This is a genomic window from Pelagibius sp. Alg239-R121 (genome assembly GCF_947331435.1).
Classification (GTDB): domain Bacteria; phylum Pseudomonadota; class Alphaproteobacteria; order Kiloniellales; family Kiloniellaceae; genus Denitrobaculum.
In genome coordinates this window covers 168973-188524 of record NZ_CAMZOF010000013.1, presented here as the reverse complement: position 1 = coordinate 188524, position 19552 = coordinate 168973, and the positions used below count along the sequence as shown (strand labels likewise).

Genomic DNA, 19552 nt, shown 5'->3' with positions numbered 1-19552 from the left:
TTGCCGTTTCGTTTTACTGAAATGCGGAAAGCCCTCATGCCTGAAGACACAACCGTTCGCGTCCCGTCACAATCTGAATTCGATCCGTGGCTGCGCCTTTGGGAGGGCTACAACAGCTTTTACAAAAGAGCCGGCCCAACGGCCGTTCCCGACGAAGTGACAAGAATGACGTGGGACCGCTTCTTCGATCCTTCCGAACCGGTTCACGCACTGGTCGCCGTGCGCGACGGCAAACTCGTTGGCCTGGTCCATTACATCTTTCATCGCAACACAACGATGCTGGGGCCGAATTGCTATCTGCAGGACCTCTTCACCGATGAGACGACGCGCGGCAAAGGTATCGGACGTGCGTTGATCAATGCCGTCTATGACCGGGCGAAGGCAGCCGGTGCAATCCGTGTGTACTGGCACACACACGAGACCAACGAAACGGCCATGAAGCTCTACGACAAGGTTGCGGAGCATTCGGGCTTTGTCATGTACCGCAAAAACTTCTGACAACCACCACAATCTCCGCGCGCCATCTCGACCCGCAACCAGGGTCTAGCGAAGGCATGACATCGCGGCGTCGGAAATAATCTCTAATCGGGTTTTATCCCTTGTCAGCCGGCCTGTGACACCGAGCCCTTGATAGCAGGACGCAAGATGAACTGCGAGAATGGCCGGATCCTTATCCGTTCCGAGGTCTCCGGCAGCCTGGGCCTCGAGCAGTCGATCCCTGAAGGCAGATTCAATGCGTGCTATGCCGGCCGCAACCCGTTCTTGGACCTGCGCATCGACGGAACCTATTTCTGTCGCCGAATTGGTCAACATGCAGCCCATCAGCTGATCCTTTGGCAATTCCACATAAGCCGTTCGAAAGAAGGCTTCGATTGCCTCCAGCGGCTTCCCGGCCTGCAGAACGGTCTCCACGCGCAGACCGACCACCCGCTCAATGTAGTAATCGATCACCGCGAGAAATAAGCCCTTCTTGCTGCCGAAGGCGTTGTAGATGCTGCCGGTCTGCAATCCGGTCGCCGCCTCCAGATCGACCAGGGAGGTCGCGCGGTAACCCTTGTCCCAAAAGATCCACATCGCGCGCTCCAGGACATCCTGTGCGTCGAACTCCTGATGGCGCCCCATAGTACCTCCTTGCATTAGCTGGCCCATATGATAACATTTTTGAGCAATCACTCAAGAATAGGTATTTCGATGACCAATCAGCTGTCTGCATTCGAGAAACTGGACGGTGTCGTTGGCGTATACGTCGCCCACAAAGGCAACCTGCGCTGTGCGGCGATTAGGTTGACGGATGGGCGCCTCTGCCTCTTCAGTCCGGTCAGGGGTATCGGCCCGACCGCCCTCGAAAGCCTCGCGGAGATTGGAGAGGTCGCATTTCTGCTCGCGCCAAACCATTACCACCACATGGGCCTACGAGAATATGCCGGGACCTTTCCTGATGCGCGGGTCTGCGCGCCGGATGGGGCAGCGCCGAGGCTGCGCAAGGTCACAGAGCTCCCTGTGGAAAGCCTGGAAGCCATCGAGAATCTATTGGGCGATGAGGCCAGCTTCATCACACCCGAGGGATTGAAGACGGGCGAGGTGTGGCTGCGCATCAAAGGCGCAAAAAAGACAAGTTGGCTTGTGGTCGATGCCTTTTGCGGCCCGCAGTTTCGTATTGACGCAATGACGTCAAGCGAGCCAGAGGTTCTCAAACCCTTTCCGACCTATGGAACAGGAAACAAACCGCTGTACGCTGCTTGGGCAACAGCCCAGATCCGCGACGACAAGCCCGAAATCCTTATCCCCTGTCACGGAACAATCGTCCGCGCGCAGGACTTACCGGCGAAGCTGGAAAAGCTGATCGAAGTGACATTCAAGACCTGAGAACTTAAGTGAACGGCTCCTTTTCCAAGCAAGCCCGCACACGGAGCCAATCTGATTTGACCAGGGACATCTGCCTGCGGGAAATCCAGTTATAGAACCAAGAGAAAAGTCTCGTTCGCGGCCGCGTCCTGAGTTTCTCACAAACCAATTCGCACACCTGCTCCTTGCTCCATGGAGCCCATTCACCCGCAGGTTTGCAGAGATTCGTCCAAAAAACGGGGGCGACTTCGGTACGCAGAATCTCTTCTGCTTCGTTCGCTGAAAAGCCCGCACGCCTGATATTATCCGCAATATGTTTGATATCGGTCGCGGACAGCTCCGTGTCCAAAAACAGATCTGACAGTGACTGCCACACAGACGACCTCCGCTCAATTTCGAGAACGTCGTGCATGCGTCACGCTAACCGGCACTCTGCTTTCTTGCGTGATAAGTCAGCGCCAGAGCGATGCAGTGCCTAAGCGCTTCGTCGTCAAGCTGATCGGCGGCGTCGAGGATCACTGCACGATTGCCCTCGAAGCGGAAGTCATCGGGATAGAGTGCACGAAAGCTCTCGATCAGCGAGGTCTGGCAGTGGCAATAGAGCGCGTAACGCCCCTCCTGCCCTTTTACCTGGTCAATCCGGATAGTGCTGCCGCTCTTCGATTTCGGTGTCAGATAGCTCGGCTGCCCCCACTTCAGGGTTTCCTGTAGCGGCCCGACGCCTTCTGTGTCTGCAGCCGTCTCAAGGATTAAACGGCGCAAGTGAAGCAGCTTGTCTTTCACCTCGACCGGATAGGCCACGAAAACCGCGCGCACAGCAGGATCGGCTATTTCTTCGCCCTGTTTCCCCATCGTCCCGGCTCTCTCATGCTACTGCTTTGAGTACAGGACAGGAGATTAACCGGCCACAGGCAATCTGCGCAATGGAGGCACCGCCGGACCGGACATCAAACAACGTCCCGGCAAAGTGCCTGGCAGAGGCAATGCACACCGCCGCCGCCCAGCGTGAACATGGACATATCCGGATCATAGACGGTGAAACCAAGCGCACGCATCTTCTCGTTGAGCTCACTCGCCCCCTTCATGGAGAGGACTTTGCCGTTGCCCAGTGCCACCAGATTGACCCCGAGATTTTTGGCCTCCCGGTAGGGCACGTCGACAAAATCAAACCCCCAGTCCTTGAGCTGTTCGACCACCCAAGGCTCCAACGCGTCGATGCAGGCAACCAGCAGCTTTTCGGCCAAAGGTACGACCAGCCCGTCCATATGGACAAATTCCCTGCTGATCGGTGCAGTGACGGCCTCCCAGCCTTCCTTCCGCACCATCTCAGCCACCTGTTCGGAGCCCTCTTTTTCCGAGCGCTCACCACAATAACCGATCAGCACCTTGCCCGGTTCCAGAATGACAAAGTCGCCGCCTTCGAAATGTCCCGCCGTTGCGTAGTTCCAGATCGGGACGCCGTTTTCCTGATAGAACTTAATCGCGGTGACATAGTCGGCCCGGCGGACCTTGAGCTGCATATGGCAGATCAGCGCACCCCAGGGCGTCATGGCTGAGCTATCGCGGGCGAAAAAATTACGGTGCAATACCGGATCGGCCTCTAGGTAGTGACAGGCAACACCGTTATCCTCGTAAATCGACACCATCTCGGCGTGCTGGGCCATTGCGGTCTGGAGGTCGAACTTCGCACCGGTCTTATGTGCGTTGGCCAGAGTCCGGCCAATCAAGGGTCCGGCCTCAACCCAGCGAAAATATTCAGGCTTACCCAGCAGGACATCGCGCAACGGCGCATAGTCGTTGTTGATGCCCCAGTTCTTGAGGATGGTATCGTCCGGCATAAGTAAACTCCTTCGCATGCGTGCCAAGGCTAGCGAAATACAAAGTTATTAAAAATATCGATTATTGGCTTCTTACTTGTATATAATTACAAATATGATAACGCATCGGTCTTCGCCCCTTGGAAAGCTATCCAAGACTGACCTTCATCATCTCGCGGTCTTCGCCACGGTCGTCGAAGCGGGCGGGTTTTCCGCCGCTCAGGTTTCGCTGAACGTGGCCACATCCACCATCAGCCGGCAGATCTCTGAGCTGGAAAGCCGTTTGGGCATGCGCTTGTGTCAGCGCGGCCGCGGCGGTTTTCGGATCACCGAACAGGGCTCAACGGTATTCAATGCAGCAAAACAACTCTTTGCCGCATTGGAAAACTTCCGCGGGACGATCGATGCCAGCCGCGGCCGCCTGACCGGCCAGCTATCCCTTGCCATCATAGAGAACTGGGTTGCTGACGAACGCTCTCCACTGGCGTCGGCCCTTGCTCAATTCAAATCCCTGGCTCCTGAAGTTCAGATTGATATCTATTCCCTTGCTCCCGACGAGATCGAACTGGCCGTCTTCGATGGCCGTGCAGACATCGGCATAGGCGTATTTCACCAGCACCGGCCGGGCCTGATCTACGAAACCATCGGAGATGACCCGGTCGAGCTCTATTGCGGCAAAGGACATCCGCTTTTCGAACAGGTCACAAACGGTCTGACCACCCGTGACCTAAAATCCGCAGAGTTGGTACGGCGTGCCTATCTGTCCGAAGAGCAGGTCGCACCCAGGACCGCCCATCTGGCCTCAACGGCAGCAGCACATCAGGTCGAAGGCGTCGCCTTCATGATCCTGTCAGGAAGTTTCGTCGGTTACCTGCCGGTTCACTACGCTGCACGTTGGGTGAAGGAAGGCCGCATGCGCTCCCTCCTGCCCCACCGCCACCGGCTCAACACAAAGATCGAGATTGTCACCAAACGGGGAAGTAATCCTTCAACCGCCCGCCAAACCTTTCTGGAAATCCTGGAACGCAAGCCCGTTGGCGGTTAACGCAACGTCTTAATAGCAGCCGTTTTCCTGCGCAATGGTGACCAAAGTCGGTTCTATCAAGACATCCAGATTCCGGTCATCGTTTTTCGCGCCCTTACGAAACAGACGGCCCACGATAGGCACGGTCGTTACTGGGCTTTTCTCCGGCAGAGTCGTGTGGACAACGACATCCATCGGCATGACAAAGTCCTCCTTCTTGATTTTGAACAGCACACCGATGGAACGCAGCCCCTTGTTCGCAGTTTCGAAGCCCATCAGCTTCCACAATCCAGCGTCCTGTGCCAAACCCTCTGTCAGCGAGGAAGCAACATAGACACTGCGTCCATCGTCGCTCCAACCGCCGCTTTCCTCTTTAACCAGCTCGTTGTCGACCCATTCCCGGTACGTCCAGGTCACAGTCAACTGCCACTCGTGCCAGAGGCCGTATAGCCGAATCTCATCCGGCGCCCTGCGTCGGCCCTCATAATCCTCCAGAAAAACCGACTGAAAAGTGCCATCGCCGGGCGAGTCCTCAATATTGATGCTGACGAGCAGGCCTTCGTTGGTCCAAACCGCCCCGGTGGCAAGCTCGACACCCTGAACCTCCTGGGTCACCTTGTCGTCGTCATCGATGGGATCGTCGTCGAGATCGGGTTTGGGCCCCAATGCGGGGCGGCCGCCACCGCCGCCGAAAGTGCTGCGTCCTTGACCGAATCCGCCACCGACTGAACTTCCGCCGCCGCCGCCCACTCCGAAGCCACCGCCAAATGCTTCCTTGGCTTTGTTCTTGAGGCGGGCGCCGCTTCCGATTTTGTCATTGGCACCGACCACAACCGCCAGATGCGCCGGCGGCATCGGACAGGCGTAAGCCGTCTTGGAGCTCTTGGGCTCGTTCTTACCGCCCTTCACGGGTTTTGACGTGGCGCCCTTCTTTTCAAGGCAGGGATAGTCGTCCGGGCAGGTCAGGGTTGTTTTCTCGCCGGCCGCCTTGGCCTGAGCGATACAGCGTTTCAGACAGTCGTAGTAGGCTTGACGCGCTTCGTCCGCATGGCGTTTCATCCACTTGGCATGTTCCCTCCAGCTGGCTGCTTCCGCTTTTGCTTTTTTCAGTGCTTTTCTGGCGAATTTCAGATCCCGCGTGTAGCGTTTCACCTCGTTTTCGGCCAGTGAAAGGTCCCGACCTGCCTTTATGACCGCCTGGCGCTCGGCGAAAGTACTGTCGCCGGAGATTCCCCGGCGGGTGATACGTTTGGCTTTGGCGGCGCGCTTTTCGCTCTCCGCCAGATCCGACTCCAGTTTCGAGACCGTCTTTTGCGCCTTGGCAGCATCCTCATTTGCCTTCTGAGCTCTGGCCTCGGCTTTCTTTTCTGAGTCCTCCCAGACTTTCATGTTGTCGTATTCGCCCTGGCAGCGGTGACGGCAGATGGCATCGGCAATGGTTTCCCCGGGAAGCGGCGTGATCTTCCATTCCTCCTCCGGCTCGTCCTCCTCGCTGCTGTCCTCTTCGGCGTCGTCTTCTTCGCTCTCCCCTCCGCCACCAGTCGGTCCGCCATCGCCGATCAGGCCGACCCGCGTGCATTCCAGCTCCAGCTTTTCGACAAATTCCCGCATTTTCTTGATCACTTGCGTGTGCCGGATCTGTTCTTCACCCGAAAGCACAGCGTTCTCGATGATCATATTGCGGATATCGACCCGGAAGCTGATCAGCCAGGCATTGCAGATCAGTTCGCCTGAATTGACGGTCAACTCCTCCAGCGCTCCGCTGGCGCCTCGAACCGCCCTGCCTTTCGTGGCCAGGGCACTTAGTTCGCTTCTGAGCGTGTCACCCAGGTTCTGCACCTGTTCGTTCATACCCGCTTCGCCGAGCGACTTGCCGACCACACCGGCCTGCGCTGGCGATTGCGCGACCGGGAATAACAAAATTACGGTTGCTAGGAGTAAACTGGCAACCGAAGCCGCAAACAAACGATGAAAATGACACATGAAAATTCTCCGCCGAAGAGAAAATACAATAGGTGACGCGACTTGCGCGCAATCGCAAAGTCTTATTTCTCATTATGCAGAGCTATACTACGTTATTTTTATCGCAATACACATGAAAAATGCAGTCACGAACACAACACTTCTGTAATTTCTGGTATAATAGTTAATTTATTAACGTTAATTTATCGAACTTAGATGAAATCAAATCCATAACAGATCAGAATCTGTTTCGCAGTCAGGTCAGGTAATTTTGCGCATTGGAGAGCAATTCTTCGGCCTGAGCCACAGTATCAGAGATAATTTCACCTGCGGGTTTGATGGCATGAATAAGATCCACGACCTCGCCGCCAATCACGACCCGTGTCGCATAGTCCTCAGCTTCTGCTTCGTTATAGCGTGTCCGCTCGGATTCATTTGCCTTTAAGGCGTCGATATCGCCGTGCCAGCGCCGTGAATAATCGTTCTGCAGAACCCGGCCTGAAAAATGCCAAGGCCAGTCCAGGCCACGCGCGACATCGAAGACCTTCGTGCGAAGAGTATCGTCACCCTTTGCTTCGACCAGACGCGCTTTCGCACTGTTCAGGCCATTGGCTTCTGTCGCAGCCCAAAATCGCGTCCCCATCATGATTCCGTCTGCGCCCAGCATCAACGAGCCTGCAAGCCCCCGCCCGTCGCCGATCCCACCGGCCGCAACGATGATTTGATCGGGCCCGGCTGCATCACGCACCGCCGGCAACAGGGTCGCCAGGCCGCGATCCATTCCATGCCCGCCAGCCTCCTGCCCCTGCACCACGATGACGTCGGTTCCCGCAGACAAGGCCTGACGCGCTTGCTCAACCCGATGTACCTGCCAGATCGACGGAACCCCGGCGTCGCGGCATTTCATCACAAATTCCGTTGCATCACCGAATGCGAAAATCATGGCACGTGGTTTGCGCTCCAGACAGAGATCCATCAGATGCGGTTTCTCCGCCAGAGCCCAGGTAATGAAGCCCACGCCAACAGGCTGGTTATTGGCCGCAGAAAATTGCTCCTCCAACCACTCCGCATCCCCATATCCACCCCCGATCAGCCCGAGACCGCCCGCCGCCGTTACTGCAGCGGCGAGGGTACCGCCGGACACCTTGTCCATCGGCGCCAGCAGGATCGGATGATCTATGCCGAACTTCGTGGTGAGCTTGGTGCGGATCAAAACAGATCTCCCTGATTTCAAATTTTGGATACTCGTCTCGTCGTTACAGGTTCGCAGCCGGTTCCACTCGGCGTCAAGAATCCTCATCAACGACCGGGTCACTGCGCGCTGGACACTCAACTTTCGGTGCCACAAGAAAAACACATACGTATACAAATGACTATGTTATGTTATGATAATATGTATACATATGATCAAGCGAACTGAGAAATGACGACACCCATTGATGAGGTCGGGCGGGCGAAGTTAATCGGTCAACGAGGGTCGGCCGACCGCGGGCAAACGCAAGCGTGTTTATCCGGTGCGGACGAACCCAAACGCTGGCACCACAGCCTCTTGCTGTTTCTGCTGGGCGCGCTCTGGGGCCTGCAATTCACTCTGCTCAAAATCGCGGCCGACGCCGAGCTGGACGAACTTTCCATCCTGACGATCGCGATGTTTCTCCTGGCGTTGGCTTTTCTCGCAGCAATGGCCTGCCGGCGTGCCTGGTTCCGCCCAACTCTAGGGCATATCTGGTTTTTCCTGATCAGTGCACTCTTCGGATTCGTCGTACCTCTCAGTGGCGTCATTCTGGTGGCGGAACAGCTTTCCGCGGGGCTGATCGTCTTTTTCGAATCTCTGACCCCGGTCCTCACCGTTGCAATCGTAGCGTTGCTCGGCACCGAGCGCTTGAAATTGCCTCGCCTGCTTGCCGTTGCCCTGGGTATGATTGGTGTGTTGCTCGTGCTCTGGCCCAACATCGTCAGGCCCGGATCTGCCCGCCTGGAGAGCATGTTGATCGCTCTTGTCATCCCTCTGGCCTACGCAATCGACGGTGTCTACGTCGCGGCGCGTTGGCCTTCGGATTTGAGGGCATTCCAGGTCGTCACGGGTGAAGCCGTTGCAGCAGCGACGATGCTGCTGCCGTTTTTATTATGGCAGACGCTCGCAGCACCTGCACAGTTGGCATATCTGACCGATCCCTGGTTCATCGAGACCTGGGGTTGGGGACATTGGGCGGTACTTGCCTTCGTTCCTGTGAGTTTTCTCGAGGCTTATCTCTACTTCTACCTGCTCAAGCATGCGGGTGCTGTCTTTGTCTCTTTCGGCAGCTTCATCTCACTCTTCGCCGGCATCTTCTGGGGCTTGGTCTTGCTTGGCGAGCGACATTCAGTCTTGGTCTGGATCGCAGTTCTGCTGGTCTCATTCTCGCTCTATCTGGTCAACTATGGTGCATTCCGACAAGACCGGACAAAGGCTCCCGTGCAACACAAAACGGCCATCCCCGCCACACCAGACTGATTCCGTGGATTTTACGTGTGACCGGCTTTCGGATCATTTTCCGAAACAGCATAGTTCGCTGAACAAGCGGCACTGCAGAAGGGCTTGTTCGCACCGGGTGTAAAGAGTGCCGGCGCGGGCCCGATACCCGACCAATAGGTCGACCCTTTTGTATCCCGACCGCATAGGGCACAAGGCCCTGATGCAAATTCATGGGCTTCGAGCTGGTCGTAGATAAAGGTCATCTGAAAAGCGCGCTCCAGAATCTTCCGCCTGGTATCAGGTTCGTCATTTCATATAGGAACTGTGCCGCTAATCCGCGAGGTAGGGTCTCCAAGTTTTGAGGCGCCGGTCTACTTCGCCGCGATCAATTTGACCTCCACCAGATCGCCGGGAGCAAGGTCGGTACCAACACAGGCCCGGCAAGGCCAGCCGTCATCCGGAATCCAGTCACACCAGACTTCATCCATCTCGGCCTTGGTGGCCATGTCGGTCAGATAGACAGTCGCTTCCAGAATACGGTGCTTGTCCGTGCCCGCCTCTTTCAGATTGTTCTCGATCTGCGCCAGAGTGCTGCGGGTCTGCTCCGCAACACTCGCACCCGTACCGGTCCCCACGGTCCAGACAAAGTCGCCATACGTGACTGAGCGGCAGCGGCCGCGCGCACCCCCTGGTGTTCTCTCAATCTCACTCATAAACGCACTCTCATCTCGGCCTGGGTGTCGGCACCCGGCAGGTGAAGGAAATGCGGACTATAACATCAAGCTTCCGCGTTCTGCCAATCCGCCGGCCAGTGACAGCGGTGGGAATGAACCTCGGACGAAGACTGCCATCCCGGCGGGGCGCCGGTTCTGCAGTTGTCGCGCACAAAAGGACAGCGCGGGTGAAATTCGCACGCGAGCGGCCGCTGGATCAGGCTCGGCGGCTCACCCTTTAACTCGATCCGGGCCAGTTGGGCATCGGGATCAGGCTCAGGATTGGCTGCCAGCAGGGCCAGCGTGTAGGGGTGTTGCGGTTGGGCAAAAATGTCGTCCGTCCGACCTTCTTCCACGAAGCGGCCAAGATACATGATGCCCATCCGGTCGGTGATATGCCGGACCACATTCAGATTGTGGGTAATAATAATGATCGACAGACCGAGCTTGTCCTGAAGGCGGGCCAGCAGATTGAGCAATTCACCCTGTACGGAGACGTCCAATCCCGCGGTTGGCTCGTCCGCAAGGATCAGCTTAGGATCGAGTGCCAACGCACGCGCAACGCCAATACGGCGTGCCTGACCGCCGGAAAGCTGATGGGGAAAACGTCCGGCAAAGTCTGCGGGCAATCCCACCATGGCTAACAGCCGCTTGGCTTCTGCCTCGAGATCGCGATCCTTCAGGCCCTGGATCCGGTATGGTTCGGTCAAGAGTGACTTGATGGTCAGACGCGGGCTGAGTGAGCCGATCGGATCCTGGAACATCATCGCGATATCCTTGCGGAACCCGCGGAACTGCGCCTCAGCCAGGCCGCGCAGATCCGCACCCTGGAACAGGATCGAACCTTCCTGAGCATGATGAAGCCCGCCGATCGCGCGTGCCAGCGTCGTCTTGCCCGAACCCGACTCGCCGACGATTCCATAGGTCTCGCCCTCCTGAAGAGAAAAGGAAATACCTGCCACGGCTTCTATGGAACCACCGCTGGAAAACCCAAGGCGCCCCAACAGCCCCTGCCCGCTGCCGAAGCGGACCTTTACGTCTTTGACCTCGAGAAGTGCCGTCATGATACTGTCTCCGTTTCGGCGAGATGACAGAGCGCATGGTGACCGGGTTTGCATTCATTCCATGCCGGCCGATTGGATCGGCACGCGTCGAAAACCTGTGAACAGCGGGGTGCAAACGCACAACCCGCAGGCAGGTTTACCAGATCGGGAATCTCGCCCGGAATTGTCGGCAAGCTCCGGGTCTTTTCCTTGATGTGGCCGGGATCGCAATCCAGAAGCGCTTTGGTGTAAGGGTGGCTCGGGCTGTGGAAAACGTCACGCACGCTGCCCTGCTCCACCACCTCTCCCGCGTACATCACAACAACCTCTTCGCAGAGTTCGGCGATGACACCGAGATGATGAGAGATAAAGAGGATGGAGCAACCGATTTCCGCCTGCAACTCGTGCAGCCGCTTGATGATCTGAACTTCCAAGGTGGCGTCCAGTGCTGTTGTCGGCTCATCTGCTATCAGCAATTTAGGTCGCGCCATCAGGGCCATGGCAATCGCAATACGCTGGCGCATACCTCCGGAAAATTCGTGAGGGAATTGATCGAGCCTTTGCACTGGATCGGGAATACCGACCAGTGCCAGCATGTCGGCCGCACGATTGCGTTTTTCGGCCGTCGTCGATTTGTCGCGGTACTGAATGTCGGTCATCTGGCGCCCGATGGTCAGCACCGGATTATGGGTCTGCATCGGATCCTGAAACACCATGGAAATATCGGTGCCGCGTAGGCCGCGCATCTGCGTCTCCGACAAAGCCAATAGATCCTGGTCATCGAATACGATGCTGCCCGAAGCGACCTTGGCGTTATTTGCCAACAGGCGGATGATCGTCGAGATCAATGTCGATTTGCCGCAACCGCTTTCTCCCACGACACCAACGATTTTGCCTCTGGGAACCGAGACGTTGACGTGGCGCAACGCTTTCAACGCTCCGCGCGGCGTGTCGTAGTGAATCGATAGATCGGTGATCTTTAGAATGTCGGCAGTCATCACCTACGCCCCCGGAGTTTAGGATCCACCACATCACGCAAGGCCTCACCCAGGAAAGTGAATCCTAACGTGGTCAGGATCAGCGGAACGCCGCCCGCAATGATGATCCAGGGCGTGTTGCGGATAAGCGAGTAACCATCGTTGAGGATCGACCCCCAAGACGGGGTTGGCGGTTTCACGCCCATACCCAGGAACGACAGACCTGCTTCCAACCCGACAACGGTCGGGATGTCCATGGCGGCAAGGACCGCCAGAGGGCCGAGCACGTTTGGCAGGATATGGACCGCGAGAATGCGGCCTACGGACGCGCCCATGGAACGTTCGGCCAGAATGAATTCGCTGTTGCGCAACGTGAGCGTCTGCGTGCGCACGACCCGGCCGTATGTTGGGATCGAGGTCATCATGATAACGAAGATCACGGTGGTGAGGCTCGGTCCGACCAGTGCCACGACGGCCAGGGCGAACATGACTGTCGGAAACGAACGCACGGTGTCAAAGAACAGGATGATCAGATTATCCAGCCAGCGCGGTCCGAATCCCGCAATCATGCCCAACAACACGCCGATGGTGATGGCACCGCCAATCGTCGGCAAGGCAACCTGGAGCGCAATGCGCCCGCCCATGATAACTCGGGAAAGTGTATCGCGGCCCAGCTGATCGGTTCCCATCAGATGGTTCATCGATGGTCCCTGCATGCGGTCCTTGATGTTCAGGGCGATCGGGTCATAAGGCACGATCCAATCGGCAAAGATGGCCGCGGTGAAGATCAGCGATACGATGATCAGGCCGGTCAGACCTAAGGGATCTCGAACCAGGTGATGCAGAACTTCAGCAAATTCGCCGCGAGTCTTGAAGCTGTCGCTTTTGGTTTCGGTTATTGCCATGGCCTTGTCCTACGAAGATTGCCGAATGCGCGGATCAAGCAGCGCATTGACGATGTCGGAAAGCGTCGTGGAAGCAACGAACAGGATCGTACTGACCAGGACGGAGCCCATGACCACCGGATAGTTCCGTGTGGTTATGGAATCGATCACCAGTTTTCCGAGGCCCGGTCTTGCGAAGACAATTTCGGCAAATACGGCCGCCGACAGCAGGAATCCCATTCCCACGCCGATCACGGTGATGGTCGGCAGGATCGCCAGTCTGAGTGCATAGCGATAGGTGATCCATTTTTCCGGAAGCCCAAAGGCCCGCGCGGTGCGGATATGCCCTTCGCCCATGATCTCCAGCATTGAGGCCCGCACCAGCCGGGCGATGTAGCCGACCCACGATAGGCCGATCGCAAAACTCGGCAGTACGAGATGCCACAATTGATCGCCGATATCGCCGGGTTCGCCGGCCCCGATCGCTGGAAACCATCTCAGCTCAACGGCAAAGAAAAGCAGAGAATAGAGCGCGATGACGAAGGCGGGTGCGGCAATGAAACTGACAGCCAGAACGCCCGTAAGCCGGTCGGCCAGAGAATTGCGACGCACCGCCGAAAAACACCCGAGGAAGATCCCCAGAACCGCCGACCAGATGATCGAGGCAAAGATCAGTGCCAGCGTATGGGGCAGCTGTTCGAAAACGATGGTTGCGACCGGCCGGTTCGAAAACATATCCATGCCGAGATCTCCGCTCAGCATGTTGCCGAAAAAGATCAAAATCTGCACCGGCAGGGGCTGGTCGAGCCCCATGCGGAGCTGCAGGTCGGCGATCAGTTCCGGCGTCGCGCGCGGGCCCAACATGGTCCGGGCCGGATCACCGGGGATCAGATGAATAATGATGAACAGCAAGGTGACTGATAAGGCAGCGATCACCGCTGCCAGAGCCAGTCGCTTGCCAACATATTTCAGCATGGCATCGAGCCTTCCTCAAGCGGATGAACCGGTTCGGGAATGGCGTTCAGCAAGAAATAGATCGTGCCGAACGCCTTCCTGGTCAGGACAACATCAGGCTTTGGCGAAATACCGCAGCAGCGGCAGGCCATCGGGACGCAGAGCCGGTTTGACGGAGTTACGATAGATTACCGGTGTCGCCTCATGAGTGAGGAACTTGTATGCACCGGTTTCTTCCATAAGGTCCTGGGCCCGGCGGTACATCGCATCCCGCTTGCCGGCATCGCCTTCCGCCTGGGCAGCCTCGTGCAGCTTGTCGAATTCGTCGATGCAGATGCGTTCCCAGTTCCAGACACCAACCTGCTCACATGTGAACCAGGCCGTCGCGTAGTAGGGATCAGGTGTCATCGAGAAACGGTTCAGCAGCAGTTCGACGTTCTTCCATTGGTCGCCTGCCGACTTGTCGCCGAGCGTCCAGAAGGTCGCACCCTCATGCAGACGCACTTCAAGTTCGATACCGATCTGCGAGAGATTGGCCTGAATGATCTGGGCAGCGGTTACGTTGGCCTGCTTGTTCAGCACATCGATCGCGAGTTTGGTTCCTGCGGCGCCGGATTCATCCAGAAGTTCCTGAGCTTTTGCAAGATCCTGCGCGGCCGGCACCAGACTGGCTTCACGATGTCCGGCAAGGCCCGGCGCGATGATCCCCGTCGAAGGCTTGGCCACGCCGAAGTATGCCGCCTCCATGATCGAGGGCACGTCGATGACATGCTGGATGGCCTGACGCAGTTTCTTGTTTTTGAGCTTGTCGTTTTCCACGTTCATGCCGACCCAGGCATAGTAGAGCGACGGAAACTCATCGACCGTCGAATCTTCCGGCGGACTGGATTTGAGCCGGTCGAGAGAAGCAAGCGACACGCGGGTGAAATCCAGTTCCCCGGCCTCGAATGCGATTTCAGCGGTCTTTTCATCGTCAATGTGGAAAATCTGGATCTCGTCGAAGGCGGCCTTTTCGCCCTTCCAATCCGGATTACGCACCAGCGTCGTCTTCTGCTTCGGCTCCCAGGATTTGTGCATATAAGGTCCCGAGGCTGCAACTGCGCTGGTTTCGATTTTTCCGCCGGCTTCCTCGAAGGCTTTCTTGGAGACGATATTACCGGTGATGTAAGGCAGGGTGATCGACCACAGCGGCTGAAAGGCATTCTTGAGAACGATCACGCCCTCGCGTTCGCCGGTCACTTCGACATGATCGAGCGGTCCCCAGTCCGGTTTGTTGGTTGATTTCAGGTCATCGTCGATGATGCGTTCAAAGGAATATTTAACATCCTCTGCGGTCATCGCGCCAAAACCATTGGTAAAGCCCATGTCATCGCGCAGGGAAAATTTGATATGGGTTTCGTCAACCTGTTCAACTGACGCCGCGGCATCCAACTGCCATCCCCATTCACGCCCAGGCTTGTACTGGATCAGTTTCGAATAGATCGGGGCATGAATTTCTTCGTCCACAACCCCCTGGCTGAACGCCGGGTCGAGCGAACGCATGTCGGCGTAGGTGCGTGATTTCAGGGTCGAGCCCTCGGCCCAGGCCGAGATCGGAAAGCCTGCGCCAGCGCCTGCGGCCAGCCCCAACGCGGAAGCGCCCTGCAAAAAACGCCGCCTCGGTATCGGCATCTTGGTCCATTCAATGTTTACTTTGCTCATGATTTCCTCCGTAGTCTTTTTTGGCTTGATTGCGTTTTCAGAGCGGTTCGTTTCAGTAGACCACTCTTGGTATCTTCACGTCCCAATCCCGCTCAAAGATGCGGGTTCCGTCCTCAACAGCGGCGATACGTCCCTTCAGGAAAAAATGGACAGCGTCGCAAGTTACGGTGAGTTCGCTCTCGGTGCTCACACACCAGTCGTCGCGCGCGAAAGAAAAATCCGCCCGGTACTCCGCGCGCGCCGATAAAGGATTGCCTCCGGTGATGATGTAGCGTTGGGCATTGTATGCACCGTAGCTCAGGCCGGTATTTTCAAAGTGGATTTCTCCGCCATCGCTTTCAACGTTGTAAACAACTTCGCCAGTCTCGACGTCCCTATGGATCTGGCGGCTGCCCGACCCTTTACGAAGCACTTGGTGCGGTGGCGGATCTGCCGCCAAAGGCTCATCAAACGGAAAATCGGTCTCGCCACCCGCATCACTCCGCCTGATCGGAAGCGTAAGCCTGGTGCTTGCCAGATCGACACTCAAAGTCGGCAAAGCGGATAAGGGCCAGGCCATGGGCCAAAGCTGGTTCGAGAGCGCGAGCCGCAAACGGTGTCCTGCTAACAGGCGCCAACCCGTATCGTTCAGCCGAACGGCCACATCCAACGCGTCGCCAGGAATAACGTCGGCAACCTGTTCGCGGCCATCGCGGAGTTTCAGGTTGAGAACGCCGTAACTGATGAGAGTCGAACTGCCGTCTGGCGCGACATCACAAAGTCGTGCGGCAACAAGGCCGAAAGGCATGTCGCTGGTCAGCCGCAGGTGCAGCCGCGGCGTGCCAAGAAGCTCGAGCGGATGAACCAGCGGTTCCGTATCGAAGCAGACCGAGCAGGCATCGTCGCTGCGTTGATCTTGAGGTAACTCCGCAACAGCGGTGATCGGCATGTACTCGCCTGTGGTAAGGCCGGTCGTCACGGGCGAGCATACATCGATCGATCCGGTTGATAACTCGTCCCTCTCCGACAGACGGCCCTGCGAGAGAAAATAATCGCTGGAATCGATATTGGGTGACGGCCAACATCTCTCACCGACCCAGCGGCCCGGGCGATCGCTTGGGTTGGGGTCCGGCACATGACTGTCTTGAATAAAGGCGAGCAGCGATGGCCGGTCCGCGGCCCCATTCTCGATTCCCTTCAGCCAGTGGTCCCACCATTCGAGGGCAAGCTGCAAAAAACCTGCCGACGGCCCAGGTCCGCCAAGGTTTGGATAGACATGTCCCCAGGGGCCGGAAACCGCGTGACAGGGTGCAGTAACATTTTCAAGCAGCCGGTTCATCGTATTCGGCCAGCAATCATTCCAGCCGCTCACACCCAGTACCGGCACCTGAATCCGGTCATACTGCTCACAAACCGAGCCCTGAACCCAGGTTTCGTCGCGCAGCTGGTGCTGCAGCCATTTTTCCGCAAACATCGGTGTCTGCTCCAGGCGCGCCAACCAGATATCGCGCCATTCTTCACCAACCACGTCGGGGTCCGGCGGGCGGATGCAGTAACCGAACATCACCCCACCCCATCCCAACCCCTGACCGGGGTAACCACCGACGAGATAAGCACCGTCATCGTAGTAGCGATCGACCGACGATCCGACCGGTATGATTGCCTTGAGCGCAGCCGGCTGTCTGGTCGCGGCCTGAAGGCTCGCGATGCCGCCCCAGGAGAGCCCCATCATACCGACGGAGCCGCTGCACCAGGGCTGCTTGGCAATCCACTCAATCACCTCGACAGCGTCGTCTTGTTCGCGCGGCAGATATTCGTCGAGCATGATACCTTCGGAATCACCGTGCCCGCGCATATCAGGGCGGATGCAGGCGTAACCGCGCGCGGCGAACCAGGCATGATTCCGATGATCCCGGATCGCCACCGAGTCCCGTTTGCGATAGGGAATGAACTCCAGAATGGCGGGAACCGGCTGAGCAACTGCATTCTTCGGCAACCAGATCTTCGCGGACAGACGAACGCCGTCGGACATCTCAATCCAGACATGCTCAATGATCTCGATGTCGTTGAGCACCGGAAAGTCCGTTGTATCTTGCTCGAGAGCTGCTTCAGACATGATCGCGCTCAATGCTTTCCTGCCAACTTCTTTTGAACAGGGTTTCGCCGTTCTCGAAGGCTTCCAGTTGAGCCGAGAGGTGAAAATGGGTTTCATCACAGGTCATGGCGCTCGATGAGCGTGTATTGACCTGCCAGTTCCCGCGCCGTGTCTCGAAGGTCCACGCCGCCTCGACTTCCGCCGAAAGAGGATCGTCCGGATTGATCCGATAGCTGTGGCGAACCGTGCTGGCCGTCTCCAACCCGCTTGAACGGCTCCGCATATGACCGAGATCGTCAAAGAGTTCGAAGGTGACAGTACCGTCCTTGCTGTAGTCGATGTCCTTTCGGTTACTGCCATCCCGCAGAATTTCGAAAGCGCCCTTCGGCGGTTTATTCGGCGCGTCGAACGGCACCGTCGCGCTGTCGTCTGAGGCTCTCACGGGCAGGGTCAGAGAGCTTTCGCCGACAATCAGGTTCACGTTCGTCGTCTCGGCACTCGGCCAGATCAATGGCCAATACCCGTTGGACAAAGCAAGTCGTACGCGATGTCCTTTCGCAAAAATGTAACCGGCGTCGGCCATCTTAATCCGGGCTCTGTAGGTCTTACCGGGAACAAGCGCCTCGGGTGTCTCATGGGAATGCATATGGGTCAGATTCATCGGCGCGAGAGAAACCCGCGTACTGCTGCCATCCGGAGCAACGTCGCAGAGGCGCGCAACGATCATTGCATTGGGATTGTCGCAAGAGAAGGTAAAGGCAATCTCCGGTGCGCCAAGGATGGCGAGTTTTTCAGACAGCGGGGCACTGTCGAAGACGACCGACTTCTCGTCATCCTGACACTGATCTCCGGGCAACTCGTCGTCGACCCGCATCCCGGGACAGAAGTTTCCGCTTTGAAGCCCCAGATCCTGTGGCGTCGAGATTGGGATCGATTCCGGATCGGGCGGATGATCAACCAGTCCGTTTCGCATTAGGAAATAGGCTTTGGGTGCGCGCTCCACCGGCGGCCAGTTCTCTTCCGCCACCCAAATGCCGACGCGCGTGCCGATCCGAGAGCTCGGTGGCGCAGACTCAAGCAGGTAAGCTCTGAGCGCCGGGCCGTCGTCTGCACCGTTTTCGATGCCCTTCAGCCAACGATCCCACCACCGCACACATTCCGCCAGAAAATCGATCGCTTGCCCAACCTTCGCGATATGCGGATAGCGATGTTCCCACGGCCCGATAATGCCCTTGGCCGGCGCGCTCAAGCCCGACAGCAGACGCGGTATTGCGTTGCTGTAGGCGTCGTGCCAACCGCCGACGGCCAGTACCGCTGCTTCGATCGCGGCGAAATCTTCACATACCGAACCATGTTTCCAGAAGTCGTCGCGGCGTGGATGCTTCAGCCAATTCGCCGCAAGGAAAGGCAGTTCCTCCAGCCGCTCCAGCCACAGCGTCTTCCAGCCGTCGCCAACCAGTTCCGGATCCGGCGGGCGGGAGGAGTAATTCAGCATCTGCTGCGACCAGGTCAGATTGTCATTGAGCAGGCACCCGCCCATGAAGTGGATATCGTCCGCATAGCGGTCATCGGTCGAGCAAACGGTAACGATGGCCTTCAACGCAGGCGGCCGCAGGGCTGCAATCTGCAATCCGTTGAAACCGCCCCAGGAAATACCGATCATCCCGACATTGGCGTCGCACCAATCCTGGCGGGCGATCCAATCGATGACTGCAACACCGTCTTTGAGTTCCGTGGCGGTGTATTCGTCTTCCATCTGCCCTTCGGATTCGCCGTTGCCGCGGATGTCGACCCGAACCCCCGCGTAGCCATGGCGCGCGAAGTAGGCATAGGTTTCGTCGTCGCGCGCATCTGTACCGCCACGCTTTTTGTAGGGAAGATATTCCAGTATCGCGGGGACGGGCTTTTGGGAGCTTTCATCGGGCAGCCAGATGCGCGCAGCGAGCCGCACGCCATCGCTGAGCGTAATCCACTCGTTTTCCAGAATCCGAAAGCCTTGATCAGATGGTGCCATGACGCCAATTCAGCCGATCCATTCGTTTTGCTGGACTCGAAGCTGTCAGACATCTCGGAGGCGCTCAATTGCGCCAGTCTGCGTCACTT

At 57.4% G+C, this 19552-nt stretch carries 17 protein-coding genes; 4 read left to right on the top strand and 13 right to left on the bottom strand.

What is annotated here, in order from left to right:
* Nucleotides 1-36: 36 nt before the first annotated feature.
* Nucleotides 37-498, top strand: coding sequence for a GNAT family N-acetyltransferase (locus QMZ18_RS33010; protein ID WP_282610702.1), 462 nt, complete (start codon nucleotides 37-39; stop codon nucleotides 496-498).
* A 45-nt stretch (nucleotides 499-543) separates the two neighbouring features.
* Here the strand turns inward: QMZ18_RS33010 and QMZ18_RS33005 are convergent, their stop codons facing one another.
* Entirely contained in the window at nucleotides 544-1122 is a 579-nt protein-coding gene (locus QMZ18_RS33005) for a TetR/AcrR family transcriptional regulator (protein WP_282610701.1), read from the bottom strand.
* Between the two features lie 69 nt (nucleotides 1123-1191).
* Here QMZ18_RS33005 and QMZ18_RS33000 point away from each other — a divergent pair, with 69 nt between their 5' ends.
* Complete coding sequence (locus QMZ18_RS33000; protein ID WP_282610700.1) at nucleotides 1192-1866, top strand: hypothetical protein; 675 nt, start codon at nucleotides 1192-1194, stop codon at nucleotides 1864-1866.
* Nucleotides 1867-2265: 399 nt separating this feature from the next.
* On the opposite strand, the gene QMZ18_RS32995 is transcribed toward QMZ18_RS33000, so the two are convergent.
* Nucleotides 2266-2697: a DUF1801 domain-containing protein gene (locus QMZ18_RS32995; RefSeq protein ID WP_282610699.1), complete on the bottom strand. Its 432-nt coding sequence runs from the start codon at nucleotides 2695-2697 to the stop codon at nucleotides 2266-2268.
* A 95-nt stretch (nucleotides 2698-2792) separates the two neighbouring features.
* Nucleotides 2793-3683, bottom strand: a complete 891-nt coding sequence (locus tag QMZ18_RS32990; RefSeq protein WP_282610698.1) for a dimethylarginine dimethylaminohydrolase family protein — start codon at nucleotides 3681-3683, stop codon at nucleotides 2793-2795.
* 94 nt (nucleotides 3684-3777) lie between these two features.
* Here QMZ18_RS32990 and QMZ18_RS32985 point away from each other — a divergent pair, with 94 nt between their 5' ends.
* The gene (locus QMZ18_RS32985; RefSeq protein ID WP_282610697.1) at nucleotides 3778-4707 is read left to right on the top strand and encodes a LysR family transcriptional regulator; all 930 of its coding nucleotides are present in this window, start codon (nucleotides 3778-3780) and stop codon (nucleotides 4705-4707) included.
* A gap of 9 nt (nucleotides 4708-4716) precedes the next feature.
* Here QMZ18_RS32985 and QMZ18_RS32980 read toward each other — a convergent pair whose 3' ends face one another.
* Both QMZ18_RS32980 and QMZ18_RS32975 read right to left on the bottom strand, forming a co-directional pair.
* Entirely contained in the window at nucleotides 4717-6669 is a 1953-nt protein-coding gene (locus tag QMZ18_RS32980; RefSeq protein ID WP_282610696.1) for a hypothetical protein, read from the bottom strand.
* Between the two features lie 235 nt (nucleotides 6670-6904).
* A complete protein-coding gene (locus QMZ18_RS32975) occupies nucleotides 6905-7861 on the bottom strand; it encodes a nitronate monooxygenase family protein (RefSeq protein WP_282610695.1) in 957 nt (318 codons plus the stop codon).
* 210 nt (nucleotides 7862-8071) lie between these two features.
* Between QMZ18_RS32975 and QMZ18_RS32970 the strand changes: the two genes are divergently transcribed.
* Nucleotides 8072-9142 (top strand): DMT family transporter, encoded by a 1071-nt coding sequence (locus tag QMZ18_RS32970; protein WP_282610694.1) that lies wholly within the window; start codon nucleotides 8072-8074, stop codon nucleotides 9140-9142.
* A gap of 332 nt (nucleotides 9143-9474) precedes the next feature.
* Here the strand turns inward: QMZ18_RS32970 and QMZ18_RS32965 are convergent, their stop codons facing one another.
* From QMZ18_RS32965 to QMZ18_RS32930, 8 genes are all read right to left on the bottom strand, one after another.
* Nucleotides 9475-9816 (bottom strand): RidA family protein, encoded by a 342-nt coding sequence (locus tag QMZ18_RS32965; protein ID WP_282610693.1) that lies wholly within the window; start codon nucleotides 9814-9816, stop codon nucleotides 9475-9477.
* 65 nt (nucleotides 9817-9881) lie between these two features.
* Complete coding sequence (locus QMZ18_RS32960; RefSeq protein ID WP_282610692.1) at nucleotides 9882-10880, bottom strand: ABC transporter ATP-binding protein; 999 nt, start codon at nucleotides 10878-10880, stop codon at nucleotides 9882-9884.
* Nucleotides 10877-11857, bottom strand: coding sequence for an ABC transporter ATP-binding protein (locus tag QMZ18_RS32955; protein ID WP_282610691.1), 981 nt, complete (start codon nucleotides 11855-11857; stop codon nucleotides 10877-10879). The genes QMZ18_RS32960 and QMZ18_RS32955 overlap by 4 nt, the downstream gene beginning before the upstream one ends.
* Nucleotides 11857-12741 carry an ABC transporter permease gene (locus QMZ18_RS32950; RefSeq protein ID WP_282610690.1) on the bottom strand — a complete coding sequence of 295 codons (885 nt, stop codon included), beginning with the start codon at nucleotides 12739-12741 and terminating at the stop codon, nucleotides 11857-11859. Before QMZ18_RS32950 ends, QMZ18_RS32955 begins: the two co-directional genes overlap by 1 nt.
* A gap of 9 nt (nucleotides 12742-12750) precedes the next feature.
* A complete protein-coding gene (locus QMZ18_RS32945; protein WP_282610689.1) occupies nucleotides 12751-13695 on the bottom strand; it encodes an ABC transporter permease in 945 nt (314 codons plus the stop codon).
* Between the two features lie 93 nt (nucleotides 13696-13788).
* Complete coding sequence (locus QMZ18_RS32940) at nucleotides 13789-15375, bottom strand: ABC transporter substrate-binding protein (RefSeq protein ID WP_282610688.1); 1587 nt, start codon at nucleotides 15373-15375, stop codon at nucleotides 13789-13791.
* 52 nt (nucleotides 15376-15427) lie between these two features.
* The gene (locus QMZ18_RS32935) at nucleotides 15428-17470 is read right to left on the bottom strand and encodes a CocE/NonD family hydrolase (RefSeq protein ID WP_282610687.1); all 2043 of its coding nucleotides are present in this window, start codon (nucleotides 17468-17470) and stop codon (nucleotides 15428-15430) included.
* Nucleotides 17463-19463 carry a CocE/NonD family hydrolase gene (locus QMZ18_RS32930; RefSeq protein WP_282610686.1) on the bottom strand — a complete coding sequence of 667 codons (2001 nt, stop codon included), beginning with the start codon at nucleotides 19461-19463 and terminating at the stop codon, nucleotides 17463-17465. The genes QMZ18_RS32935 and QMZ18_RS32930 overlap by 8 nt, the downstream gene beginning before the upstream one ends.
* Between the last annotated feature and the right edge of the window lie 89 nt (nucleotides 19464-19552).